Annotated in this window: 25 protein-coding genes; 13 read left to right on the forward strand and 12 right to left on the reverse strand. The window is 63.9% G+C overall.

Translation table 11 applies throughout. The features are described 5' to 3' along the window. Nucleotides 1-2: 2 nt before the first annotated feature. Nucleotides 3-941 (forward strand): lipid A biosynthesis acyltransferase, encoded by a 939-nt coding sequence (locus AAF358_11180; GenBank protein MEM7706109.1) that lies wholly within the window; start codon nt 3-5, stop codon nt 939-941. 45 nt (nt 942-986) lie between these two features. Here AAF358_11180 and AAF358_11185 read toward each other — a convergent pair whose 3' ends face one another. After that, nucleotides 987-2573 (reverse strand): NAD(P)/FAD-dependent oxidoreductase, encoded by a 1587-nt coding sequence (locus AAF358_11185; GenBank protein ID MEM7706110.1) that lies wholly within the window; start codon nt 2571-2573, stop codon nt 987-989. Between the two features lie 109 nt (nt 2574-2682). Between AAF358_11185 and mutM the strand changes: the two genes are divergently transcribed. From mutM to rpmG, 3 genes are all read left to right on the forward strand, one after another. Next, nucleotides 2683-3498: a bifunctional DNA-formamidopyrimidine glycosylase/DNA-(apurinic or apyrimidinic site) lyase gene (gene mutM, locus AAF358_11190; GenBank protein ID MEM7706111.1), complete on the forward strand. Its 816-nt coding sequence runs from the start codon at nt 2683-2685 to the stop codon at nt 3496-3498. 97 nt (nt 3499-3595) lie between these two features. Continuing rightward, nucleotides 3596-3832: a 50S ribosomal protein L28 gene (gene rpmB, locus AAF358_11195; protein ID MEM7706112.1), complete on the forward strand. Its 237-nt coding sequence runs from the start codon at nt 3596-3598 to the stop codon at nt 3830-3832. A gap of 12 nt (nt 3833-3844) precedes the next feature. Continuing rightward, nucleotides 3845-4000 (forward strand): 50S ribosomal protein L33, encoded by a 156-nt coding sequence (gene rpmG / locus AAF358_11200; GenBank protein MEM7706113.1) that lies wholly within the window; start codon nt 3845-3847, stop codon nt 3998-4000. A 130-nt stretch (nt 4001-4130) separates the two neighbouring features. On the opposite strand, the gene AAF358_11205 is transcribed toward rpmG, so the two are convergent. Continuing rightward, on the reverse strand, nt 4131-4763 hold the full coding sequence (locus AAF358_11205; protein ID MEM7706114.1) for a thymidine kinase: 633 nt from the start codon (nt 4761-4763) through the stop codon (nt 4131-4133). A gap of 134 nt (nt 4764-4897) precedes the next feature. On the opposite strand from AAF358_11205, the gene AAF358_11210 reads away from it, so the two are divergent. The 3 genes from AAF358_11210 (at nt 4898) to AAF358_11220 (ending at nt 8352) form a co-directional block, all read left to right on the forward strand. Continuing rightward, the gene (locus AAF358_11210; GenBank protein MEM7706115.1) at nt 4898-6304 is read left to right on the forward strand and encodes a cytochrome ubiquinol oxidase subunit I; all 1407 of its coding nucleotides are present in this window, start codon (nt 4898-4900) and stop codon (nt 6302-6304) included. Next, nucleotides 6301-7302, forward strand: a complete 1002-nt coding sequence (gene cydB / locus AAF358_11215; protein MEM7706116.1) for a cytochrome d ubiquinol oxidase subunit II — start codon at nt 6301-6303, stop codon at nt 7300-7302. Before AAF358_11210 ends, cydB begins: the two co-directional genes overlap by 4 nt. A gap of 147 nt (nt 7303-7449) precedes the next feature. Then, nucleotides 7450-8352, forward strand: a complete 903-nt coding sequence (locus AAF358_11220; protein MEM7706117.1) for an aldo/keto reductase — start codon at nt 7450-7452, stop codon at nt 8350-8352. On the opposite strand, the gene purD is transcribed toward AAF358_11220, so the two are convergent. Together purD and purH are read right to left on the reverse strand one after the other, a co-directional pair. Further along, entirely contained in the window at nt 8349-9626 is a 1278-nt protein-coding gene (gene purD, locus AAF358_11225; GenBank protein MEM7706118.1) for a phosphoribosylamine--glycine ligase, read from the reverse strand. The genes AAF358_11220 and purD overlap by 4 nt on opposite strands. After that, nucleotides 9626-11191 carry a bifunctional phosphoribosylaminoimidazolecarboxamide formyltransferase/IMP cyclohydrolase gene (purH, locus tag AAF358_11230; GenBank protein MEM7706119.1) on the reverse strand — a complete coding sequence of 522 codons (1566 nt, stop codon included), beginning with the start codon at nt 11189-11191 and terminating at the stop codon, nt 9626-9628. The genes purD and purH overlap by 1 nt, the downstream gene beginning before the upstream one ends. Nucleotides 11192-11340: 149 nt before the next feature. Here purH and AAF358_11235 point away from each other — a divergent pair, with 149 nt between their 5' ends. From AAF358_11235 to AAF358_11250, 4 genes are read left to right on the forward strand one after another with little or no spacing between them, the layout of a single operon-like run. Continuing rightward, nucleotides 11341-12573: a molybdopterin molybdotransferase MoeA gene (locus AAF358_11235; protein ID MEM7706120.1), complete on the forward strand. Its 1233-nt coding sequence runs from the start codon at nt 11341-11343 to the stop codon at nt 12571-12573. After that, nucleotides 12567-13586 carry a GTP 3',8-cyclase MoaA gene (moaA, locus tag AAF358_11240; GenBank protein ID MEM7706121.1) on the forward strand — a complete coding sequence of 340 codons (1020 nt, stop codon included), beginning with the start codon at nt 12567-12569 and terminating at the stop codon, nt 13584-13586. Before AAF358_11235 ends, moaA begins: the two co-directional genes overlap by 7 nt. A 2-nt stretch (nt 13587-13588) precedes the next feature. After that, nucleotides 13589-13828: a MoaD/ThiS family protein gene (locus AAF358_11245; GenBank protein ID MEM7706122.1), complete on the forward strand. Its 240-nt coding sequence runs from the start codon at nt 13589-13591 to the stop codon at nt 13826-13828. A 2-nt stretch (nt 13829-13830) separates the two neighbouring features. Beyond that, nucleotides 13831-14274, forward strand: a complete 444-nt coding sequence (locus AAF358_11250) for a molybdenum cofactor biosynthesis protein MoaE (GenBank protein ID MEM7706123.1) — start codon at nt 13831-13833, stop codon at nt 14272-14274. Nucleotides 14275-14291: 17 nt separating this feature from the next. On the opposite strand, the gene AAF358_11255 is transcribed toward AAF358_11250, so the two are convergent. From AAF358_11255 to AAF358_11290, 8 genes are all read right to left on the reverse strand, one after another. Beyond that, on the reverse strand, nt 14292-14867 hold the full coding sequence (locus tag AAF358_11255) for a nucleotidyltransferase family protein (protein MEM7706124.1): 576 nt from the start codon (nt 14865-14867) through the stop codon (nt 14292-14294). Continuing rightward, a complete protein-coding gene (locus tag AAF358_11260) occupies nt 14857-15591 on the reverse strand; it encodes a HesA/MoeB/ThiF family protein (GenBank protein MEM7706125.1) in 735 nt (244 codons plus the stop codon). Before AAF358_11260 ends, AAF358_11255 begins: the two co-directional genes overlap by 11 nt. Then, nucleotides 15588-16571, reverse strand: coding sequence for an XdhC family protein (locus tag AAF358_11265; GenBank protein MEM7706126.1), 984 nt, complete (start codon nt 16569-16571; stop codon nt 15588-15590). The genes AAF358_11260 and AAF358_11265 overlap by 4 nt, the downstream gene beginning before the upstream one ends. Next, nucleotides 16568-17074, reverse strand: a complete 507-nt coding sequence (gene moaC, locus AAF358_11270) for a cyclic pyranopterin monophosphate synthase MoaC (protein ID MEM7706127.1) — start codon at nt 17072-17074, stop codon at nt 16568-16570. Before moaC ends, AAF358_11265 begins: the two co-directional genes overlap by 4 nt. 86 nt (nt 17075-17160) lie before the next feature. Continuing rightward, nucleotides 17161-17604, reverse strand: a complete 444-nt coding sequence (locus AAF358_11275; GenBank protein MEM7706128.1) for a DUF4426 domain-containing protein — start codon at nt 17602-17604, stop codon at nt 17161-17163. Between the two features lie 74 nt (nt 17605-17678). Then, nucleotides 17679-18248 carry a YggT family protein gene (locus tag AAF358_11280; GenBank protein MEM7706129.1) on the reverse strand — a complete coding sequence of 190 codons (570 nt, stop codon included), beginning with the start codon at nt 18246-18248 and terminating at the stop codon, nt 17679-17681. A 1-nt stretch (nt 18249) separates the two neighbouring features. Further along, a complete protein-coding gene (proC, locus tag AAF358_11285; GenBank protein MEM7706130.1) occupies nt 18250-19077 on the reverse strand; it encodes a pyrroline-5-carboxylate reductase in 828 nt (275 codons plus the stop codon). Nucleotides 19078-19192: 115 nt separating this feature from the next. Next, nucleotides 19193-19885 (reverse strand): YggS family pyridoxal phosphate-dependent enzyme, encoded by a 693-nt coding sequence (locus AAF358_11290; GenBank protein MEM7706131.1) that lies wholly within the window; start codon nt 19883-19885, stop codon nt 19193-19195. A gap of 102 nt (nt 19886-19987) precedes the next feature. On the opposite strand from AAF358_11290, the gene AAF358_11295 reads away from it, so the two are divergent. Further along, a complete protein-coding gene (locus AAF358_11295) occupies nt 19988-21025 on the forward strand; it encodes a type IV pilus twitching motility protein PilT (protein ID MEM7706132.1) in 1038 nt (345 codons plus the stop codon). A gap of 13 nt (nt 21026-21038) precedes the next feature. After that, nucleotides 21039-22178, forward strand: a complete 1140-nt coding sequence (locus AAF358_11300) for a PilT/PilU family type 4a pilus ATPase (protein ID MEM7706133.1) — start codon at nt 21039-21041, stop codon at nt 22176-22178. The last annotated feature ends 86 nt before the right edge of the window (nt 22179-22264 follow it).

Raw genomic sequence — 22264 nt, forward strand, 5'->3', positions numbered from 1 at the left:
CCTTGGCGTCAGCCCGAAGCGGGTCTGCCTGGCATCCCGCCAACTGGACGATGGCAGCTGGCCTCGCGTTGATGAAGCTATCGGTCCTGCTGCCGCAGCGTTTGCGGCTCTGGCTGGGCGCGCGGCTGGGCGACCTCGCCTGGCTGGTGCTGCCCCAGCGTCGGCTGGTGGTGAAGACCAATCTTGCGGCGTGTTTTCCGGAGCTTCAGCCGGCGGCCCGGGCGGCACTGGAGCGAGAGCATTTTCGTGAGGTCGGGCGAGGTGTGCTGGAAACGCCGCTCGCGCTTTGGGGCTCCCGGGATCGGCTGGCTGGCCTGGTGGAGTTTGAGGGTGTCGAACACCTCGAGCGGGCGCGCGCGGAAGGGGCCTGCCTGCTGTTGATCGCCCACGTCACGATGGTCGAGCTCATCGGTGCGATGGTGCATTTGATCAGTGCGCCAGCGCCAGCCTCAATCACCCGGGATCACAAGAACGCTCTGCTGGACCGGGAAATGCGCCGCGGCCGCGGGCGCTACGTCGGTCAGACGCTGGAAAAGAAAGATACTCGCGGCATGATCCGCTGGCTTCGCGGCGGCGGCGCCTTGTTTTACGCGCCCGATCAGGATTTCAGCTTCGGTGCCGAGTTTGTGCCGTTTTTCGGCGTCCCGGCGGCCACCACCACGGCCACCGTCAGGCTGCTATCCAAGCTTGACTGTTCGCTGCTGCCGATCTGGCTGCGTCGGACGCGCCAAGGCCGCTACCAGCTCAAGGTTTTTCCGCCGCCGCCGGGCCTGCCTTCCGGCGACGTGTCGGCCGACACGGCCTGGATCAATCGCTGGATCGAGGAGCAGGTCCGTGAAGCGCCGGCGCAGTACCTGTGGATGCACCGACGGTTCCGCAACCGCCCGCCGGGTGAGCCGCCGTTTTATCCGCCCAAAGCGCGCCGGCGTAAGCACCGCTAAAGCTCGAACGGCCGCAGCGTGCCGACTTGACGGGGCCGCGGGCGATCAGCGCAGATCGCGGACAATCTCCCGCGCCGCGTTATGGCCCGGCGCGCCGGTCACGCCGCCGCCCGGGTGCGCGCCCGAGCCGCAGTGGTACAAGCCCGCCAGCGGGCCGCGGTAGGCGCCGTGTCCAAGCAGCGGCCGAGCGCTGTAGAGCTGATCGAGCCCCAGCGCCCCGTGAAAGATATCGCCGCCGATGAGTCCGAAACGTTCCTCCAGGTCCGCCGGTGACAGCACCTGTCGTCCGACAATGGAGGCCTTGAAGTTGGGGGCCCAGCGATCGACGGTGTCGATGATGTGATCGGCTGCCGCCAGCCGTTCCTCCGGCCAGGTGCGCGGCGCCGGAAGCTCCGGCGAAAAGTGCTGGCAAAAAAGGCTGGCAACGTGCTGGCCCGGCGGTGCCAGCGAGTCGTCGACCGTTGAGGGAATCAGCATCTCGACCACGGGCTCGCGAGACCAACCGTCGGTTCGCGCGTCGAGATAAGCTCGCTCCAGGTATTCCATCGTCGGACCCATCACAATGCCCGCCTGGTGATGAAGCTGCAGCTCCGAACCCGGGCGGCAGGTAAAGGCGGGAAGCTCGCGCAAGGCAACGTTCATACGGAACGTTCCGGAGCCGCAGCGGTAGCCGTTGATGGCCCGGAGGAAGTCCGGGTCCAGGTGTTCCGGGCTGATCAGTTGCTGATAGAGCAGGCGGGGATTGACGTTGGCCGCTACGGCTCGAGCCGTGATCTCCTCGCCGCTGGCCAGCACCACGCCGGCGCAGCGGTCGGGGCTGCTGATGACCGATCCAACGGCCGCCTCCGTGCGGATCGTGACGCCCAGCTCTCGGGCTCGGGCCGCCATGGCCTGCGTGATGGCCCCCATGCCGCCGACCGCATGGCCCCACGCGCCGCTGCGGCCATCGACCTCACCAAAAACGTGATGCAGCAGCACATAGGCGCTCCCCGGCGTTGAGGGGGCGGCGAAGTTGCCTACCACGGCGTCAAAGGCAAACGCCGCTTTGATCCGCGAGTCTTGAAACCACTGGTCGAGCACCTCGGCCGCGCTTTTGCTGAACAGCCCCATGAGGTCGCGCTGTCGCTGGGGGCTGAGCTTGCCGAAGCGGCGGGACAGGCCAAGCACGTCCAGCCACTGACGCAGCGGCCCGCCCGGTGTCGGCGGCGTCTTGAGCACCAGCTCCCGCAGCACCTGGGCCACGTCCTCGAGCATTTCGTAGTAGGCCGGGAGTGTCGCGGCGTCCGCGGCATTAATCCGGGCAAATTCGGCTTGGGTCTGCTCGAGGCTATTGTGGATGAGCAGGCCTGACCCCTCGGGGTGGGGTAGAAAGTTCGAGGCGGGCCGGGGCTTGATGACCAGCCCATGGTCCGCGAGCTTGAGGTCTCGGATGACCTTGGGATTCAGCAGGCTGACGGTGTAGCTGGCCACCGAATTCCGAAAACCGGGATGAAACTCTTCGGTCACCGCGGCGCCGCCGACGACCGGCAGGCGCTCGAGGACCGTCACCTTCAGGCCGGCCTCAGCCAGATAGCACGCGCAGGTCAGGCCGTTGTGGCCCGCGCCGATGATGACAACATCAGGGTTTCTCATAGCGGGGGCACGTTACTACAGCCCGCGGCCATGAGATACCGGTTCGAGTAGAGAAAAGTTAGACGCCGCCGGCACGCCGCGCTGCTGGCGAATTCGGTAGTATGGCCAAATGCCTGAGCTACCCGAAGTTGAGACGACCCGCCGCGGCATAGCGCCCTACATCGAGGGTCAGATGGTGTCCTCGGTGGTGGTCCGGCAGCCGCAGCTGCGCTGGCCGATTCCCCACGATCTGGCCCAGCGCTGGGTGGGTCAGCGCGTAAGCAGCGTCGGGCGACGAGCCAAATATCTGCTGCTGCGCAGCGGTACCGGCACGGCGCTGATCCACCTGGGGATGTCCGGCAGTCTACGGGTGCTGTCTGAACAACGATCGCCCGGCACGCACGACCACGTCGATGTGGGCTTCGCCAATGGCATCACCCTGCGGCTCAATGACCCTCGACGCTTCGGGGCGGTGTTATGGGCTGAACCGAACCCCTTTAACCATCCGTTGCTGGCGGGGCTGGGACCTGAACCGCTCGCCGACGACTTTGCGTCCGGCCATCTCTATCGACTGTCCCGAGGACGACGCGGAGCCGTGAAGAACTTCATTATGGATGGCCGGGTGGTCGTGGGAGTTGGCAACATCTACGCCAGTGAAGCGTTGTTTCGGGCGGGTATTCATCCGCTGCGAGCCGCCGGGCGCATCTCGGCAAAACGGTACAAGCTGCTGCAAGAGAGCATCCGTGCCACCCTGGGCGCGGCGATTAAGGCCGGTGGCACCACGCTGCGAGATTTTGTCGACGGCAGCGGGCAGCCCGGCTACTTTGGCCAGTCGCTTACGGTATACGGTCGAGCGGGCGAGGTCTGCGTACGCTGTGGCGATACCGTCAAGCAGCGAGTGATCGGACAGCGGGCGAGCTACTATTGCAGTGGGTGTCAGCACTGATGCCGAGGGGGCTTTGCATTTTGCCCTAGGGCCGCTACAATGCGCGGCTGTTTTTCGCCCGGCACGCCTGGGCGCTGTTTATTTGGAGTTTTTCGACATGTCCAGAGTATGTCAGGTGACCGGGGTGGGCCCCGCCGTTGGCAACAACGTCTCCCACGCCAACAACAAAACGCGGCGTCGGTTTCTGCCAAACCTGCAGAGCCACCGCTTCTGGGTGGAAAGCGAAAACCGCTTTGTCCGTCTGAAAGTCTCCAGCAAAGGCATGCGCATTATCGACAAGCGCGGTATCGATGCCGTGCTGGCCGACATTCGCGGCCGCGGCGAAAAAGTTTAGGGAGGCCGGTAGATGAGAGACAAAATCAAATTAGTGTCCAGCGCCGGTACAGGTCACTATTACACTACGGACAAAAATAAGAAAAACACGCCGGATAAGATCGAAATAAAAAAGTACGACCCGGTTGTCCGCAAGCACGTGATCTACAAGGAAGCGAAAATCAAGTAAAGCAACAACAAAGATTTTCGCAAATGCCCGTTAAAAGCCCGCGCTCTGCGCGGGCTTTTTTATGTCCGAGCGGGCCGGGCGGGTCATTCTATTTCCCAGCAAACATGTCGGGCGATAGGCCCGCAAACCCTCAGTCCAGACCCGGTTTCAGCGGCAGCGGCACCTGCGCCGGCTTAACGTTGCTCTGGTCGTTAAAGACGCGTTTGAACTCCCGCCGGCTGACCGACAAATAGCGGTTATTTCCGCCGATCTCCACCTGGGCACCGGACGTCACGGCGCGCCCCTGATCATCGACTCGAACCACCATTGTGGCTTTCCGACCCGTGTGGCAGATGGTCTTAAGCTCCCGAAGCTCGTCTGCCCAAGCCAGGAGGTGCTGGCTCCCGGCAAACAGCTCGCCGCGAAAGTCGGTTCGAAGCCCATAAGCCAGCACCGAAATGTCAAGCTGGTCCACCACGTCGGTCAGCTGGTAGACCTGGCTGCGGGTGAGAAACTGCGCCTCGTCGACCAGCACACAGGAGAGCGGCGCCTGCTCGTGGTTGTCGGCGACCAGGGCCAGCAGGTCTTCTTCGTCCGAGAACGCCAGCGCCGGCGAGCTGACGCCAATCCGAGAAGAAACCCGGTCCACGCCGTCCCGGTCGTCGATCTTCGGGGTCAGGATCAGCGTGTTCATGCCGCGTTCCCGGTAGTTGTAGCTGGACTGCAGCAGGTGGGTGGACTTTCCGGCGTTCATCGCCGAATAGTAGAAGTAAAGTTTGGCCATTCCCTATCGTAACGCCGGAAACCCGGCTCGGGGTGTTCCTCTTGAAATTTCTTTGGGGAGACCCATCTATGCCCTAGGGAGTGGGTGCGTTTGGCCGGCGCATACTGGATACCGGCCGAGGTGACAGCTACACCATGGATTTCCTGGATGCCACCCTGCTGGCCCGGATACAGTTCGCGTTCACCATCGCGTTTCACATCATTTTTCCCGCGTTTTCCATTGGTTTGGCCAGCTACCTGGCGGTCCTGGAAGGCCTGCATCTCAAAACGGGTCGACAGGTCTATCTTAGGCTCTTTAAATACTGGATGAAGGTCTTTGCCGTCGTGTTTGGCATGGGCGTTGTTTCCGGCATTGTGATGAGCTACCAGTTCGGCACGAACTGGAGCGTGTTCTCCGATCGCACCGGACCGATCCTTGGGCCCTTGATGGGCTACGAGGTGTTGACCGCATTTTTTCTCGAGGCTGGATTCCTGGGCGTCATGCTTTTTGGCATGGGCCGGGTTGGCCCGCGGCTTCACTATATGGCCACACTGATGGTTGCCATCGGCACGCTGATCTCGGCGTTCTGGATCCTGTCGGTCAACAGCTGGATGCACACCCCCGCGGGCTTCAGCGTCAACGAGGCCGGCCAGTACGTGCCCGAAAACTGGTTCGAAGTGGTTTTCAATCCGTCCTTTCCCTATCGGCTGGTGCACATGGTGCTGGCGGCGTACCTCACCACCGCTTTTGCGGTGGGTGCGGCGGGCGCCTACCACCTGCTCCGAGATAAAAGGAATGCGGCGGCCCGGGTGATGTTCTCGATGGCGCTGTGGATGGCGGCGCTGGTCACGCCGCTGCAGATTGCCGCTGGCGACCTGCACGGCCTGAATACCTTCGAGTATCAGCCGGCCAAAATCGCCGCCATGGAAGGGCACTTTGCGACGCAGCGGGGCGCGCCGCTGATCCTTTTTGGTGTCCCGGATACCGAGGCGGGGGAAACCAAACTGGCGCTCGAGATCCCCAGACTCGGCAGCCTCATCCTCACGCATGAGCTCGACGGCGAAGTCAGGGGTCTCGATGCGTTTCCGCGTGAGGACTGGCCGAATGTGCCCATTGTCTTCTACAGCTTTCGGATCATGATCGGGATTGGGATGCTGATGCTGCTGGTTGGCGTGGTCAGCCTCTGGCTGCGTTACCGCAAATTGCTCTATGACACTCGTGCCTTCCAGCGCATGGTGCTTTGGATGGGGCCGTCCGGATTTATCGCCGTGCTGGCCGGCTGGATCACCACAGAAGTCGGCCGTCAGCCCTACACGGTCTATGGTCTGCTGAGGACCGCGGACTCGGTGTCGCCGATCGGAGCCCCGGCAACGATGGCCTCGCTGCTGGCGTTTGTGGTGGTCTATCTGCTCGTGTTCGGGATGGGGACCTGGTACGTCCTCCGTATGCTGCGCCGCCCGCCGCTGCCAGGCGAGGAGCCGGTGGCGTCCCACGAGCCCACCCGCGTTGCGCCGGCGGCGGCCACCGCACGGGAATTTGACGGCGGGGCGGTCGCGCAGTGACCGATCTGGCACTGATCTGGGCCGGTGTGCTGACGCTAGCCGTCCTGCTGTACGTGATCATGGACGGGTTCGACCTGGGTATCGGTATCGTGTTTCCGATGCTCGACGTTGGGGACGACCGTGATCGCGCGATGAACTCCATCGCCCCGGTGTGGGACGGCAACGAAACCTGGCTGGTGCTGGGCGGCGGCGGCCTGTTTGCCGCGTTCCCGCTGGCCTACGGCGTGCTGATGACCGCTTTTTATGCGCCGCTGACGGCGATGCTGCTGGGGCTGGTCTTCCGCGGTGTGGCGTTTGAGTTTCGCTGGCGTGACCCCGACCACCGGGCGCTCTGGGACTTCAGCTTTACCGCGGGGTCCCTGCTGGCAGCCTTTTGTCAGGGACTGATCCTGGGCGCTTTTGTGCAGGGCATCGAGGTGGATAACCGATCTTACGGCGGCGGCTGGTTTGACTGGCTGACACCTTTTAGCGTGATGACCGGGGTAGCCGTGAGCGTTGGGTATGCGCTGCTCGGGTCGGGCTGGCTGATCATGAAATCTGACGGAGCGCTTCGCCAGCGCGCCTACCAGATGGCGCTGCCGCTGGCGGTGGGCATGCTGGCGCTGATCGGCACGGTGAGCCTGTGGACGCCGATGCAGAGTCAGGAAATCGCCGACCGGTGGTTCAGCTCGGAAAACCTGCTGCACCTGTGGCCGATTCCGCTCCTGGTCGCGGTCCTGGCGATCCTGCTGCTCGAAGGCTTGCGCAAGCAGCGCGATTGGTGGCCGTTCAGCGCAACGCTGGGACTGTTTCTCGCCAGCTACGCCGGCCTGGCGGTCAGCCTCTTTCCCTACGTGGTGCCCCGCTCGCTGACGATCTGGGACGCGGCTGCACCCGACTCGTCGCTGCGGTTTCTGCTGATCGGGACCGTGATCCTGCTGCCGATGATCCTCGCCTACACGGGCTACGCCTACTGGGTGTTCCGAGGCAAACTCAAAGCTGGCGAGGGGTATCACTGATGAGCGGTCGGGGCACCCGGCTAGCCTGGTTCGCCGGACTCTGGCTCGCCGGCGTGCTGGTGCTCAGTGCGGTGGCCGCCTTTCTGCGTTGGCTCATGGGGATATAATGTGCCGTTCCTCAAGTAAAAACGTTAGGGGAGATCCAACATGTTCACCCGTAGACAGCTCCTGGCAGCGGGCGGCGCCGCCGCGAGCCTGAGCCTCAGCTCGTCTGGCTTTGCTTCAGACGGCCTGATTTCACGAACGATCCCGGCCAGCGGCGAGCAGCTGGTGGCCATGGGGATTGGCACCAACCGCTACGGCGTCACCGGCGCGGAGGCCAAAGCGCCGCTCAAGGCCACGTTGGCCGAGTTCGTCCGGCTGGGCGGGCAGCTGATCGATACCGCGCCGTCCTACGGCAAAGGGGTCTCCGAATCGGTCCTCGGCGAACTGACCGACGAGCTGGGCATCCGGGACGAGCTGTTCTTTGCCACCAAGGTTGACGGCCGTATGGACGGGCCCCGCCAAATGGCCACCTCGCTGGAAAAGCTCAAGACCGATCAGGCCGAGCTGATCCAGGTCCACAACCTGCGCGCGCTGGATACGCTGCTGCCGGCGCTGCGGGAGGCGCAGACCGACGGATTGATCAAGTACGTCGGCGTCACCACCTCGCGGCACGAGCAGTTCGAACAGCTGGAAAACGTGTTGCGTAGCGAGCCGCTGGACTTTGTCCAGCTAAACTATTCGCTGGACGATCGCCAGGCCGCCGATCGGCTTCTCCCGATGGCTCAGGAACGGGGCATCGCGGTCTTGGTGAACCTGCCGTTCGGTCGAGGCCGCCTGTTTGAAAAAACCGCTGGTCAGGCGTTGCCCGAGTGGGCCGCCGAGTTTGATTGCCAGACCTGGGGCCAGTTTTTCCTGAAGTACCTGCTAGGCCACCCCGCGGTGACCTGCCCAATTCCGGGCACACGAAAAACCAAGCACGTCGTCGACAACATGGGTGCAGCCATGGGCGCGGTGCCTGACGAGGCGATGCGCAAGCGCCAGGAGGCGTTGATCGACGCTCTTTAAGAGGCGTTCAACGCTCGGTGGCCGATGTCGCTGCGATACTGGCAGTCGGTCCAGCGGATGGCGTCTACGGCGCCGTAGGCGGCGTCTCGCGCTTCAGCGACCGACCCGCCCAGGCCACAGACGCACAGCACCCGCCCGCCCGCCGTGACGGTTTGCTCACCCTGCCGGCTCGTGCCGGCGTGGAAGACCTTGGTCGGTAGCTGGACGTCATCCAGCCCGTGGATAACCTGGCCGGTCGGGTAGCTCCCGGGATAGCCGCTAGCTGCCATTACCACACCGAGACAGGTCTGCGGGGCCCACTGGATGGGCGTGTTCTGCAGGTCGCCGTCCAGGGCGTCATTGCAGTGGGCGGCGAGGCTGGACTGAAGCCGCATCATGACCGGCTGGGTTTCTGGGTCGCCGAAGCGGACATTAAACTCCAGCACCCGCAGCTCGCCGGCGGGCGTGATCATCACGCCGGCGTAGAGGAAGCCGACAAACGGCTGGCCTTCCTCAGCCATGCCCTTCAGCGTCGGGGTGATCACCTCATCCATAATCTTGTGATGCAGCGCCGCGGTGACCACCGGCGCGGGGGAGTAGGCGCCCATGCCGCCGGTGTTGGGGCCGGTGTCGCCGTCGAAGGCCGCTTTGTGATCCTGTGAGGTGGCGAGCGGCAGGGCGTTGCTGCCGTCACAAAGGGCGATGAAGCTGGCCTCCTCACCCTGGACAAACTCCTCGATCACCACACGGTGGCCGGCGGCGCCGAAGCGATTTCCAGCGAGCATGTCGCGGACCGCCGTCTCGGCCTGCTCGAGCGATTGGGCAACGACCACCCCCTTACCCGCCGCCAGCCCGTCCGCTTTCACCACAACCGGCGCGCCGACCGCTTCGAGATAGGCCAACGCCGGCTCCAGCGCTTCGAAGGTCTGGAATGCGGCCGTCGGGATGTGGTGGCGCTGCATAAAGGCTTTGCTAAAGGCTTTGGAGCCTTCGAGCTTTGCTGCAGCGGCGCTGGGTCCAAAGCAGCGTAGCCCAGCGTCCTGGAAGGCATCGACGACACCGGCGACCAGCGGTTGCTCCGGCCCAATGATCGTGAGATCAACCAGTTCTCGGCTGGCCAGCGCAATCAGGCCTGCTATATCGTCGCTGGCGACGTCCACGTTCCGAATTTTGGGCTCCCCCTCGGTGCCCGCGTTCCCGGGCGCAACGAGTACGCGATCGACCGATTCATCCTGCGCGCAACGCCAGGCCAGCGCGTGCTCCCTTCCTCCGCTGCCGACAACCAGAACCTTCATCAGTGGCGAAAATGACGCATGCCGGTGAAGACCATCGCGAGGCCGTGCTCGTTGGCCGCATCGATCACTTCGGTGTCCCTCATCGAGCCACCCGGCTGGATCACGGCGCTGATGCCCGCTGTCGCCGCTGCGTCGATGCCGTCACGGAAGGGAAAAAAGGCGTCTGACGCCATCACGGCGCCGGGCACTTCCAGGCCCTCCTGCTCGGCCTTCAGCCCGGCGATCTTGGCGCTGATGACCCGGCTCATCTGACCGGCACCCACGCCGACAGTCTGCAGATCCCGCGCATAAACGATGGCGTTCGATTTGACAAATTTGCCGACCCGCCAGGCGAACAGCAAATCTCCCAGCTGGGCCGCCGTCGGGGCCTTTTCCGTGACAACCTTGAGCTCAGCCTCTGAGACCTGCCCGGCGTCCACGTCCTGTATGATCAGCCCGCCGCCGACCGGGCGGAAATCGTAGCCGGCTGGCGGCGAGTCCGGCCATCGTCCGGTCGCAAGAACCCGAACGTTTGGCTTGCGTTTGAGGGCTTCCTCCGCACCTTCGCTAAAGGCGGGCGCAATGATGACTTCCACAAACTGCTGGTCCAGGATTTCTTCGACCAGCGGCTGTTCGACGGTCTGATTGAAGGCGATGATTCCCCCAAACGCCGACGTCGGGTCCGTGGCAAACGCGCGCCCGTAGGCGGTCGACAGGTCCTCTGCGACCGCCACACCGCACGGGTTGGCGTGTTTCACGATGACGCAGACGGCCGGTGCCTCGACGAACGCCTGGGCGCACTGGAGCGCCGCGTCAGCGTCACCCAGATTGTTGTACGAAAGGGCTTTGCCCTGGATCAGTTCCGCCGCGGCCAGGCTGCCGGCCGGCGGGTGGTTCTGCCGATAGAAGGCCCCCTGCTGATGGGGATTCTCGCCGTAACGCAGGATTTCACCGTGACGGTAGCCCAGGGTCAGAGTCGAGGGAAACCGCTGGCCACTTTCACCGTTCAGCCAGCCGGCGATGGCGCTGTCGTAGGCGGCCGTATGCGCGTAGGCGGTGGCGGCCAGCCGGCGCCGCAGGGTTTCGCTGGTGGCGCCATGCTCCTTGAGCTCGGTGACCACGTCACCATAGTCGGCCGGGTCGACGACAATGCTCACGGCCGCGTGGTTTTTGGCCGCCGCCCGGACCATGGCCGGTCCACCGATATCGATCTGTTCCACCGCTTCTGCGTAATCCGCACCCGCGGCGATGGTTGCTTCGAACGGGTAAAGGTTGACCACCACAACGTCGATCGGGTCGATCTCCATATCGGCCATCACCTGTGCATCCTGCTCGCGCCGCCCCAGGATGCCGCCATGAATCTTCGGGTGCAGCGTCTTGACGCGCCCTCCCATAATCTCCGGAAAGCCGGTGTGGTCACCCACCTGAGTGACGGGAATGCCTGCGTCCGCCAAGGTCCGGGCGGTGCCGCCGGTGGACAGAATCGACAGGCCCAGGTCGCTGAGCTCCCGGGCCAGGTCGACGATGCCGGTTTTGTCAGAGACGCTGATGAGTGCGCGACGGGTGGATGTAGAGGCTGAGGTCATGACGGCTCGCTGACGCAAAGCGCGGCAGTATACCAGCGCGGTCGGGTCAGCTGCGGACGTCGGGCGGTGCTGAGCCCAGACAGGGCCGGTGGCTGGCGAAGATCCGCGCGACTCCCGGTTCTCATACTCTCCGCAACTGCGTAAAATTAATGCACCGGACGTTTTCGACACGCCCCCCCGAGATGCCCAATACGTTGATTACCCCTGACGAAGTCACCCGAATTATCGCCGCTGCCATGCCCCAGGGACGGGTGGCTCAGGTACCCCTGGAGCGGGCCTACGGGCGCCGCCTGGCCGAAACGGTGGCGGCTGACCGCGATCAGCCGCCTTTCGACCGCGTCACGATGGACGGCATTGCGCTGCGCTCGGAGGCGGTGGCGGCGGGACAGGTGAGTTTTCCGGTCGGCGGCGTCCATGGCGCCGGGCAGCCGCAGCCCGAGCTGACGGCACCCGACCATTGCCTCGAGGTGATGACCGGTTCTGTCATGCCGCGGGGCTGCGACAGCGTGGTACCGGTTGAAGACATCACGCTGAAAGATGGTGTTGCCACGCTGGGCAGTCCGGAGGACATTTCGCCCTGGCGCTTTGTCCACCGCCGCGGCACCGATTACCCCATCGGACAGGTTCTCCTGCAGCCCGGCACGCTCATCCGGGGGCCAGAGCTCGCGGTGCTGGCGTCCGTGGGTCGCGGCGAGGTCAGCGTTCGGCGCTGGCCCAGCGCGCTGGTGGTGGCCACCGGCGACGAGCTGGTCGAACCCGGAAACCCCGTGGCGGCACATCAGATCCGCATGGCGAACGATTACGCGATCGCCGGCCGGCTCACGGGTATGGGCCTGACCGAAGTGTCCCGCGTCCACCTGCGCGACGACCCTGAGTTGATCGCCGCCGAGCTGGCGCGCGGTCTCGAAGACTTTGACCTGATCATCCTGACCGGCGGCGTATCCCGGGGGCGTTTTGACCATGTGCCGGGGGTGCTGGAAAACCTGGGCGTCAAAAAGCAGTTCCACCGCGTCAACCAGAAGCCGGGCAAACCGATGTGGTTTGGTGTGGGTCCCACGGGTCAGCCGGTCTTTGCGCTTCCGGGCAATCCGGTGTCGGCGCTCGTCTGCTTTCACCGCTACGTCGAGCCCGCGCTGCGGGCCATGAGCGATGAGGTGATGCCGCCGCGCCGGGTGGAGCTGGCTTCCAGTCTCAGCTTCAGCAACGATATGACGCGTTTTGTGCCAGTCAACCTGCTGCCTGGGAGCGCCCAGGCCAAGCCCCTCGAACTCAACACCTCGGGAGACTTTTTTGCGCTCGCGGGCAGCTCTGGGTTCTGCGAACTACCGTCTGAACAGCGGGTGTTTAAGGCCGGCGTCGAGCTCGCCTTTTTTCCATGGTAGTGCACGACACGCGGCGTCGCCCGCTGCGGGATTTACGCATCTCACTGATCGACCGCTGTAACTTTCGCTGCCCCTACTGCATGCCGGCGGAGCTGTTTACCGAGGACTACCGGTTCATCGACCGAAGTCTGCGGCTGACGGCCGAGGAGATTACCCGCGTTGCGCGGGTGATGGTGGACCTGGGCGTGGAAAAGATCCGCCTCACCGGCGGCGAGCCGCTCCTGCGGCGGGACCTGGAGGAGATCATCCGGGGCGTGAGCGCGATCGATGAGCTCGCGGACTTGGCGCTCACCACCAACGGGGTGCTGCTGGCGGCGCGCGCCCAGGCGCTTAAGGAGGCGGGCCTCCGGCGGATTACGGTGAGCCTGGACAGCGTCGACCCGGAGGTGTTCACCAGCATGTCGGGCGGTCGCGGGGACCTCGAGAAGGCGCTGGCTGGAATCCGCGCGGCGCTGGCGGTGGGCCTGGCGCCGGTCAAGGTCAACGCGGTTGTGCAGAAAGGCGTGAACGATCACGGCGTGCTGGATCTGCTGGATCATTTTCGAGGCACCGGCGTCGTGGTCCGGATGATCGAATACATGGACGTTGGGACCCGCAACGGCTGGGTGAAAGACGAGGTGGTCTCCAGTGCCGAACTGCTCGAGCAAATTGCTGAGCGGTGGCCGGTCGAGGCGCTGGACGCCCGGTATCGTGGCGAGGTCGCGCGGCGTTTCCGTTACGCCGACGGGGCCGGCGAATTTGGCCTGATCAGTTCGGTCAGCCAGCCCTTCTGCGGCGACTGCAACCGGGCTCGTCTGTCGTCGGATGGTGGGCTTTACACCTGCCTTTTTGCCACCCACGGGGCACCGCTGCGACCGATGCTGCGCAACGGTGTCAGCGACGACGAGCTGCGTGAAGCCATCAGCGTTATCTGGCGTCGCCGGGCCGATCGCTACAGCGAGATTCGCAGCGCCCAGGCGGAGCCGGAACTTGAGGGTGACGGCAAAGTGGAAATGTACCGAATCGGAGGATAACGATGGAGCTCTCTGTCAGCTATTTTGCGCTGTACCGTGACGTCACGGGCAGCGACACCGAGGCGGTCAGCACCGAAGCGTCCAGTCCCGCCGAGCTGTTTGCCGAGTGTCAGGCGCGCTATCCGGGCCTGGAGCGGTTTGAGGCGTCGCTGGTGGCCATCAACGACGAGATGGCGAGCTGGGAGGCGCCGCTAAGCCGTGGCGATAGGGTGCTGTTTTTTCCACCGGTTGCGGGAGGCTGAGCATGTTTGAGATCGCTGAAGGCCCGCTGCAACCGCAGGAGCTCGCCGCGCGGCTGGCGAATCCGACCTGCGGCGGCTATGTGTCGTTTGAGGGCTGGGTGCGCAACCATCAGGACGGCCGCCAGGTGCAGGCGCTCGAATACGAGGTCTATCGCCCGCTGGCGCAAAGTGAGGGCGAGAAGGTGCTGGCCGAGGCCCGGGAACGATTCGAGGTGGTCGACGTGGCGGCGGTGCATGCGGCCGGCCATCTCGCCATCGGCGGCCTGGCGGTCTGGGTCGGCGCCGTGGCGCATCATCGAGCCGCGGCCTTCGACGCCTGCCGCTACGCCATCGACCAGATCAAGGTGCGCCTGCCGATCTGGAAAAAGGAGTTCTATCAGGAAGGCGATTCCGGCTGGGTCAACTGCGAACAGAGCGCGGCAGACGGCCCACCAGACCCAAGCTGATCCGCTCACCGAGCCGGCTACGCGTCGCCGGTCAGTCGCGCCCAGTCTCCGGGTGTATCGATGTCCAGCAGCGCTTCGGGCATCGGGATTCGGAGCTGCGTCAGCGTCGCATCGCTTAGCAAATCCCGCGCGCCGCGGTCGCCGCTCAAGCTCAAAAGCCGTTCTCGCAGATGCGCCGGAAAGACCGCCGGGACGCCAGCTCGATCGCCGTAGTCGGCGGCGACAATGCTTGCCGGCTGACGCCGGTGCGCCCTCAATAACTTCTCCAGCTGCTCAGCGCCGACGGCCGGCTGGTCGCACAGGGTGATCAGCGTGCTGGCCGCTGACGGTACCTCCTGCAGTCCGGCCACGAGCGAGCTGGCCATGCCGTCCCGCCACCGCTCGTGGAGCACCGTGAGGCAGGGCAGGGGCGTCGGCGGCTGCCAGGCGCCAAGGACGCAGACGACTCGGTCTCCGACCACCTCCTGCGCGGCCGTCACGGCTCGCTCCAGGAGGGTCAGTCCATTCAGCTCCAGCGCCTGCTTGGGTCTACCCAGCCGGTTGGAGCCACCAGCCGCCACCACAACCGCCCAGAGTTCGGATTCAGCAGACACGGCAATCGGGATCGCGCGCCAGCGCCACCCCACGCCAGCGCAGCGAGTTGCCGTCGAACAGCTGAAGCCCTCGCGGCGTCGGCGCCCCGATCAGATGATTGATGGCAAGCTGCGCGGCCGCCAGGCCCACACTGCCCGCGACGGTCGACAGCACACCCGCACCGGCACAATCGTCCATCGTGTTGGCCGCCCTGCCATAGATGCAGGCGTAGCAGGCCTCGTTGGGTCCCAGGTCCGGTCGAAACAGCGCCAGCTGACCCTCCCGGCGGACGGCTGCGGCCATCACCCAGGGAGTCCGACAGCGCAGCGCGGCTTCATTGATGGCCATTCGGGTTGCCCAGCTGTCGCTGGTATCCAGCCAAAGGGTACAGTCGCCACCGATGTCGGCGGCCTTGTCCGTGTCGATACGTTGTCGGGTTGTGGTGATCTTGATCGTTGGATTGAGCGCCTTGAGCGCTTCGCTCGCCGCTTCGGTTTTGGGCCGGTCCACGTCCTGCTGACGGTAGAGGAGCTGGCGACTGAGATTGCTTTCGCTGACCCGATCAAAATCGCAGATTCGCAGCTCGCCGATCCCCGCTGCCGCTAGGTACTGCACGGCGGGGCTACCCACGCCGCCCAGTCCCACCAGCAGCACCCGAGCCTGGCTAAGGCGTTCCTGCGACCTTTCGTCAAAGCCGTCGAGAGCCAGGTGGCCGTGATAGCGGGTGGTCCCGTCGGATGTCACCCGCCGGGACCGCTGTCGGCGCCGCCCGCCAGCGACTGGCCGCTGCGGCTCAGCCGGAATGCCTGCAGCTGGCTCACCACCGAAAGGGCAATTTCTTCGGGCAGATCACCCCCGAGATCGAGGCCTACCGGGCCGACAAGCCGCGCCGCGAAGCCGTCCGGCACGCTGGTCATTTCTTCCAGCAGCCGCTCGCGCCGCGCCGCCGGACCCAAGGAACCGATAAACGGAACGCCGAGCTCGGCCACCGCGTTGAGAAAGCGGCGATCGGCGTCAAAGTTGTGGCTCATCACCAGCAGCGCCTGACAGCGGGACGCGTCCTCCACCTCGAAATCTTCGAAGGGGGCGACCTTGGCGGCCAGCGGAAATCGTTCGGGCTTCGCTTTGCCGGGACGGTGATCCCAAAGCGTCACGTGCCAGTCCAGCTGGTCTGCCAGCTGGACGAGAGGAATGACGTCTGATCCGGTGCCAAAAATCCCCAGCCGAAAACGCGGCGGGATGTGCGCGGTGTAGATCTCGCGATCGTCCTGATGTGATAACCCCGGCGTAGCCTCCGCGGAGTCTTCCCAGCAGTCGCCGCTCTCAAGGCAGGTGCTCACCACGCCCCCGGGTTCGGCCAGCCGGGTGAGCAGCTCGATGATCGGGTGATCGGTGCGCACCGGCTGCAGGAATACGCGAACCGCCCCGTTGCAGCCCATGCCGAGGCCCCAGAGCACGTCGTCGTCGGCGCGCATGTCGTAGAACGCTACCTTGCACTGACCGCTGCCGGCCACCTCGCGGGCGTGCTCGATCAGATCGTCATCAAAACAACCGCCGCCGACAATGCCGGTCAGGCGGTGCTCGGCCAGATCGATGAGCATACGGGCGCCCGGCTTGCGGTAGCTCGACCCCTGGGTGTCGATGACCGTCGCCAGCACCACCTCGCGGTCTGGCGGCAGCTGGTCCAGCGCCGCCAGGAGGGCGCTGAGCCCGTGGGTGGTCATTTCGCCTGCTCGAGCATCTGGCGAGCGAAGTCGTCCAGGCCGTCGGGATGAATCCATTCCCCTGACTTACCGCCGGACTTGTAGCGCAGGGTGACGGCCTCGATCCCAAGCGCCGGCTCCAGCGGTTTGGCCAGGTCCCACACGGTCAGAAGCGCCACGCTGGCGCCGGTGAGCGCTTCCATTTCAACGCCGGTCCGCTCGGCGATTTCCGCCAGGCAGTAGATACCTACCGCTTTTTCGTCGGGCAGGGCCCGGTGCCGAACGATCACGCGATTGAGGTTGATCGGATGGCAGAGTGGAATCAGGGAAGGCGTCTGCTTGGCCCCCTGAATACCGGCAATTTCTGCCAGCGTGAGCGCGTCTCCCTTGGGCAGCGTCCGGCTCACCACCGGCTCGTAGGCATGGGGGCCGAGCACAATTCGGCCCATGGCCAGCGCCCGGCGGGTGGTGACGGCCTTGCCGCTAACGTCCGCCATGGCGAAATCCCCGGTGCGTTCAGCCACTGAGTACCTCCACAAAGTTGCAGGGCCGGCTACCGCTGTCCGGCTGTTGTTTCAAGATCAGGTTCCAGACGGTTGCTAGCTTGGGATCAGTCAACGAAAAACTGCTGGCTGAACGCCACCGCAACCGGCTCGCTGCTGCCCTCCGGCCGAACGTCGAGGGAAAAGTCCAGCGTATCGCGGTCCGCGACACGAACGATGCCAACATAGGAGACGGTGCCCGCGTCGGCCATGCGGCGCATTGCGATGTTCTGCCGAGCTCCGGTGGAGTTGATGGCGCTCGCTTTGACCTGGCCTTCGATTGCCTGGCCCAGCCCGGAGTCCGCATCCATCCGCAACACCGACACATGCAGGAGCGCCTGATTTTTGGCGCGCTTGAGTCCAAGCGAGCTGGCCATGGCGGCGGGAAGATTGGCGGCGCTCACGGCGCTGTAGTGAACCTGGATCCCGTCCGCTGCGACAAACTGTTCGGACTTAACGGGCTGCAGAAAACACACGCCAAGCGCGGCGAGGAGCAGAAAAACGGTTCTCACGATAATCTCCGCTGAAATCGGACGAAGATATTACTCCGCCCCTCGACCGGGCGCCACGGCCCGCAACTCGCCTCTCACAGGGCTCTTGCCAGATCCATCAGCGGCGCCACCACCAGCATGCGGGCGAGCTGCAGCACCACAATCGCTAGGACTGGAGAAAGATCGAGGCCGCCGATCAGCGGAACGATGCGCCTGGCAGGGTTCAGAATCGGCGCGGAAAGCTGGTAGAGCAGCGGCAGGACCGGGTTGTCCCCTTGAGGCGCGACCCAGCTCAGGATCACCCGAATAAAAATAACGACGAGAAAAATGGTGATGACGAGGTCCAGCAGCTCGACAGCGGCGATGGCCACGATGTTCAGCGCGGGAGCTGATGAGCCCAAGATGCCCAGCACGATGACCGTTTGCAGCGATTTCAGCAGCCAGGCCAGCAGGATGGCGGACAGCTCTACCCGCCCCCAGTTCGGAATGATGCGGCGCAGCGGCATCAGCACCGGATTGGTGATCTTGACCAGAAACTGGCAAACCGGATTAAAAAAGTTGGCGCGGACCAGCTGCAGCAACACCCGCAGCAGCAGCACCGCGATAAAAAAACCGAACACGATGTTGACCAGGAACACCCCAGCGTTGCCGAAGTAACCACCCATGTCAGTCTTCCATGTCTTCGGCAAGCTCGCGGCCGCGAATAGCCGCGCCGACCACAGCCTCCTGGAACAGGCTCTCAAAACCCCCGTGACGCAGGATGTCCAGCGCTCGCTCCGTGGTGCCGCCCGGCGAGGTGACCCGCTCACGCAGGATCGCAGGAGACTGGCCGGTCTGGTCGATCATCCGGGCGGCGCCAAGCGCCGTGGCGCTGGCCAGGCGCGCCGCGGTGTTGGGATCAAGCCCAAGCTCCTGTGCCGTTCGCTGGAGAACTTCGGTCAAAAGAAAGTAGTAGGCCGGCCCGCTGCCGGAGACCGCGGTCACCACGTCCATCAGCGCGTCCTCGGGAATCCACACGGCGTCCCCGGCCGCCATGCCAAAATCGTAGGCCACCTGACGCTGCTGTTCGCTAGCGTCGGGAGTGACGAACACGCCCGAGATACCTGCGCCGAGCTGCGCCGGCGTGTTGGGCATCACGCGGGCCACCGACCACTGCTCGCCGAGCAGCTTCTTAAGAGTGCTCGTACGCACCCCCGCGGCCACCGAAATGACGAGCGGCGGACTTGCCATGTCGGTGGTTTCAAGTTCCTCTAAAACCTCTTCGAGCATTTGGGGTTTCACCGCCAGCACCACCGCATCCACGGCTTGGAGCAACGTTTGGTTGCTGTCAGCCACGGAGACGCCGAGTATGTCGCGCAAAGCCCCGCAGCGGTCAGCATCCGGGTCAAAGACGGCCGCGCGGGTTGCGGGGTAGCCGCCCCGGGCGAGTCCCTGCAGCATAAATTCTGCCGCCGTGCCGGCGCCGATAAAGCCCAGCCTGATGGAATGGTCCATGAATCTCCCGAAAGCGGTGAATCAGAGGGTTCAGTCTATGTGTTTCACCGCAGGCAAAAAAGACCTGCGAACCGCGGGTTGGGGCGGTCTCCCGGCCAAACCTTAGCTCCCATGGTCAGGTTCTCGGTCCGAACAGCGCCGTGCCGATGCGGACCATGGTGGCGCCTTCGGCGATGGCCGCTTCCAGATCGCCGCTCATGCCCATCGACAGCACCGGGAGTTCAACGCCCGTGCCCCGAAGCGAGTCGCGCAGCTCCCGCAGGCGGCGAAACACCGCCCGCTGCTCGTCAGCATCGCTGCTGAGACGAGGAATACACATCAGGCCTTGAAGCGCGATCTGCGGGAGTGCTGTGGCTAGCTCGACCAGCTCGCCGACGTTTTCTACGGCTGCGCCGCTCTTGCTCGACTCCGCTTCAAGGTTGACCTGCAGGCAGCAGTTCAGCGGGGGTTGATCAGAGGTGCGGGCCTCAGCGAGGCGACGCAGAATCTTGGGCCGATCGACGCTGTGCACCCAGCTGAAATGCTGGGCAATCAAGCGCGTTTTGTTGGACTGGATCGGACCGATGAAGTGCCACTGCAGCGCCCGTTCGGCCAGCCGTTCGATCTTGTCGACGGCCTCGGACACGTAGTTTTCGCCGAAAGCGCGCTGACCCGCGTCAGCCAGCGAGGCAATCGCAGAGCTTGGGTGGCGTTTGCTGACCGCCAGCAGGGTGATTTCGTCAGGGGCCCGGCCGGCGGCACGGGCCGCTTCAGCAATTCGCTTTTTCACCGAAATAAGAGGTTGTGAAGGTGTGTCAAATGTTGTCAATGTTTTTTTGCATCCACCTGTTTGATCACGTATTTTACGAAATCGACTGCCTTTGGGAGGAGGCACTGATGCCGACCGGCATCATCGGCCCTGGAGATTTGAATGGATATCGCTGAACTACTGGCCTTTTCGGTAAAAAACAACGCCTCGGACCTTCACCTGTCCGCGGGCCTGCCGCCTATGATCCGGGTGGATGGGGACATCCGCCGCATCAACGTGCCGGCGCTTGATCAAAAAACCCTCCATGCGCTCATTTACGACATCATGAGCGACAAGCAGCGCAAGGACTACGAAGAGTTTCTCGAAGTGGATTTCTCCTTCGAGATTCCCGGCCTGGCCCGCTTCCGCGTGAACGCGTTCAATCACAACCGCGGATCCGGCGCCGTGTTCCGGACGATTCCCAGCGAAATCAAGTCGCTTGAGGACCTCAACTGTCCCGCGATCTTTCGCGACATCATCTCCGTGCCCCGCGGCCTGGTGCTCGTGACCGGACCGACCGGCTCGGGCAAGTCCACAACGCTGGCGGCGATGGTCGACCATCTCAACAAGACCGACCACGGTCACATTCTAACGATCGAAGACCCGATAGAATTTGTGCACCAGTCGAACAAGTGCCTGGTCAACCAGCGGGAGGTCCATCGGGACACCCATGGCTTCAACGAGGCGCTGCGTTCGGCGCTGCGGGAAGACCCTGACTTTGTGCTGGTGGGGGAGCTGCGAGACCTGGAGACAATCCGCCTCGCGCTGACCGCAGCGGAAACCGGTCACCTGGTGTTCGGCACGCTGCACACGTCGTCCGCGGCAAAAACCATCGACCGGATCATCGACGTGTTCCCGGCGGGCGAAAAGCCGATGGTTCGCTCGATGCTGTCCGAGTCGCTGCGGGCGGTAGTCGCGCAGACGCTGCTCAAGCGCAACGGCGGCGGCCGGGTTGCGGCACATGAGATCATGATCGGCATTCCAGCGATCAGAAACCTGATCCGGGAAGACAAGGTGGCGCAGATGTACTCCGCCATCCAGACCGGTCAAAACGTCGGGATGCAGACGCTGGATCAGTGTCTGCTCGACCTGGTGAACAAAGGCCTGGTGTCGCGCAAGATCGCCGGCTCACGCGCCGCCGACAAAAAACTGTTCCAGTAAGTAGGAGACGGTCATGGAGTTCAATTCGTTCCTCAAGCTGATGGCGCACAAAAAGGCGTCTGACCTGTTTATCACTGTAGGCATGCCGGTGGCGATGAAGGTGCATGGTCGTATCAGTCCGATCTCACAGAACCCGCTGACTGCCGGCCAGTCCCGCGACCTTGTGCTGGGCATCATGACCCCCAGTCAGAAGGAGCAGTTTGAGCGCCATCACGAGTGCAACTTCGCGATCGGCGTGCAGGGAGTCGGGCGTTTCCGGGTCAGCGCGTTCTACCAGCGCAACCATGTCGGCATGGTGCTGCGCCGGATTGAAACCAAGATTCCCACGATTGAAAGCCTGAATCTTCCGCCGATTCTGAAGAATCTGTCCATGACGAAGCGGGGCCTGATCATCTTTGTCGGCGCAACCGGCACCGGTAAGTCCACCTCGCTGGCCTCGATGCTCGGCTACCGAAACCTCAACTCCACGGGTCATATCATCACCATCGAAGACCCCATCGAATTTGTGCACAAGCACGAAGGCTGCATCATCACGCAGCGTGAGGTGGGCATCGATACCGAAACCTTTGAGATCGCGCTGAAGAACACCCTGCGCCAGGCGCCGGACGTCATTCTGATCGGTGAGGTTCGAGCTCGGGAGACAATGGAACACGCCATCGCGTTCGCCGAAACCGGCCATCTTTGCCTGTGCACGCTGCACGCCAACAACGCTAACCAGGCCATGGATCGGATCATTCACTTCTTCCCGGAAGACCGCCGGCCCCAGCTCTATATGGATCTGTCGCTGAACCTGAAAGCGGTGGTCGCTCAGCAGCTGATTCCGACGCCGGACGGCAAAGGGCGGCGCGCAGCGGTCGAAATCCTGATCAATACGCCGCTGATGGCTGAGCTCATCCGCAAAGGTGAGATCCACAAGATGAAGGATCTCATGAAAGAGTCGGTCAACCAGGGTATGAAGACCTTCGACCAGGCGCTGTTCGAACTGTATCAGGCCGGCGAGATCTCCTACGAAGACGCGCTGCGCCACGCAGACTCGGCGAACGAGGTGCGTCTGCGCATCAAGCTGTCGCAGGGTGGCGACGCGAAGACGCTCGCTCAAGGCCTCGACGGCATCGGCCTCGTCGACTCCGAAGAAGAGTCTGGGATGCTGTAGTGCCAATAATCCACCCAAGGAGTTCATCAAAAACAGCGTCATCAAGAGGTAGCCAGCCAACAGCATAGCAGTGACCCGTTTGCGCG

Source organism: Pseudomonadota bacterium (assembly GCA_039033415.1).
Taxonomy (GTDB): Bacteria; Pseudomonadota; Gammaproteobacteria; order Xanthomonadales; family SZUA-38; genus JANQOZ01.

What these genes read in the sequence shown, in the direction of transcription:
- rpmG (MEM7706113.1), top strand. Translation starts at nt 3,845, where the DNA reads ATGAGAGACAAAATCAAATTAGTGTCCAGCGCCGGTACAGGTCACTAT.
- AAF358_11245 (MEM7706122.1), top strand. Translation starts at nt 13,589, where the DNA reads ATGGAGCTCTCTGTCAGCTATTTTGCGCTGTACCGTGACGTCACGGGC.
- moaA (MEM7706121.1), top strand. Translation starts at nt 12,567, where the DNA reads ATGGTAGTGCACGACACGCGGCGTCGCCCGCTGCGGGATTTACGCATC.
- AAF358_11280 (MEM7706129.1), bottom strand. Translation starts at nt 18,248, where the DNA reads ATGGGTGGTTACTTCGGCAACGCTGGGGTGTTCCTGGTCAACATCGTG.
- AAF358_11235 (MEM7706120.1), top strand. Translation starts at nt 11,341, where the DNA reads ATGCACCGGACGTTTTCGACACGCCCCCCCGAGATGCCCAATACGTTG.
- AAF358_11250 (MEM7706123.1), top strand. Translation starts at nt 13,831, where the DNA reads ATGTTTGAGATCGCTGAAGGCCCGCTGCAACCGCAGGAGCTCGCCGCG.
- purD (MEM7706118.1), bottom strand. Translation starts at nt 9,626, where the DNA reads ATGAAGGTTCTGGTTGTCGGCAGCGGAGGAAGGGAGCACGCGCTGGCC.
- purH (MEM7706119.1), bottom strand. Translation starts at nt 11,191, where the DNA reads ATGACCTCAGCCTCTACATCCACCCGTCGCGCACTCATCAGCGTCTCT.
- AAF358_11210 (MEM7706115.1), top strand. Translation starts at nt 4,898, where the DNA reads ATGGATTTCCTGGATGCCACCCTGCTGGCCCGGATACAGTTCGCGTTC.
- AAF358_11185 (MEM7706110.1), bottom strand. Translation starts at nt 2,573, where the DNA reads ATGAGAAACCCTGATGTTGTCATCATCGGCGCGGGCCACAACGGCCTG.
- AAF358_11265 (MEM7706126.1), bottom strand. Translation starts at nt 16,571, where the DNA reads ATGACCACCCACGGGCTCAGCGCCCTCCTGGCGGCGCTGGACCAGCTG.
- rpmB (MEM7706112.1), top strand. Translation starts at nt 3,596, where the DNA reads ATGTCCAGAGTATGTCAGGTGACCGGGGTGGGCCCCGCCGTTGGCAAC.
- AAF358_11295 (MEM7706132.1), top strand. Translation starts at nt 19,988, where the DNA reads ATGGATATCGCTGAACTACTGGCCTTTTCGGTAAAAAACAACGCCTCG.
- AAF358_11205 (MEM7706114.1), bottom strand. Translation starts at nt 4,763, where the DNA reads ATGGCCAAACTTTACTTCTACTATTCGGCGATGAACGCCGGAAAGTCC.
- AAF358_11300 (MEM7706133.1), top strand. Translation starts at nt 21,039, where the DNA reads ATGGAGTTCAATTCGTTCCTCAAGCTGATGGCGCACAAAAAGGCGTCT.
- AAF358_11220 (MEM7706117.1), top strand. Translation starts at nt 7,450, where the DNA reads ATGTTCACCCGTAGACAGCTCCTGGCAGCGGGCGGCGCCGCCGCGAGC.
- mutM (MEM7706111.1), top strand. Translation starts at nt 2,683, where the DNA reads ATGCCTGAGCTACCCGAAGTTGAGACGACCCGCCGCGGCATAGCGCCC.
- proC (MEM7706130.1), bottom strand. Translation starts at nt 19,077, where the DNA reads ATGGACCATTCCATCAGGCTGGGCTTTATCGGCGCCGGCACGGCGGCA.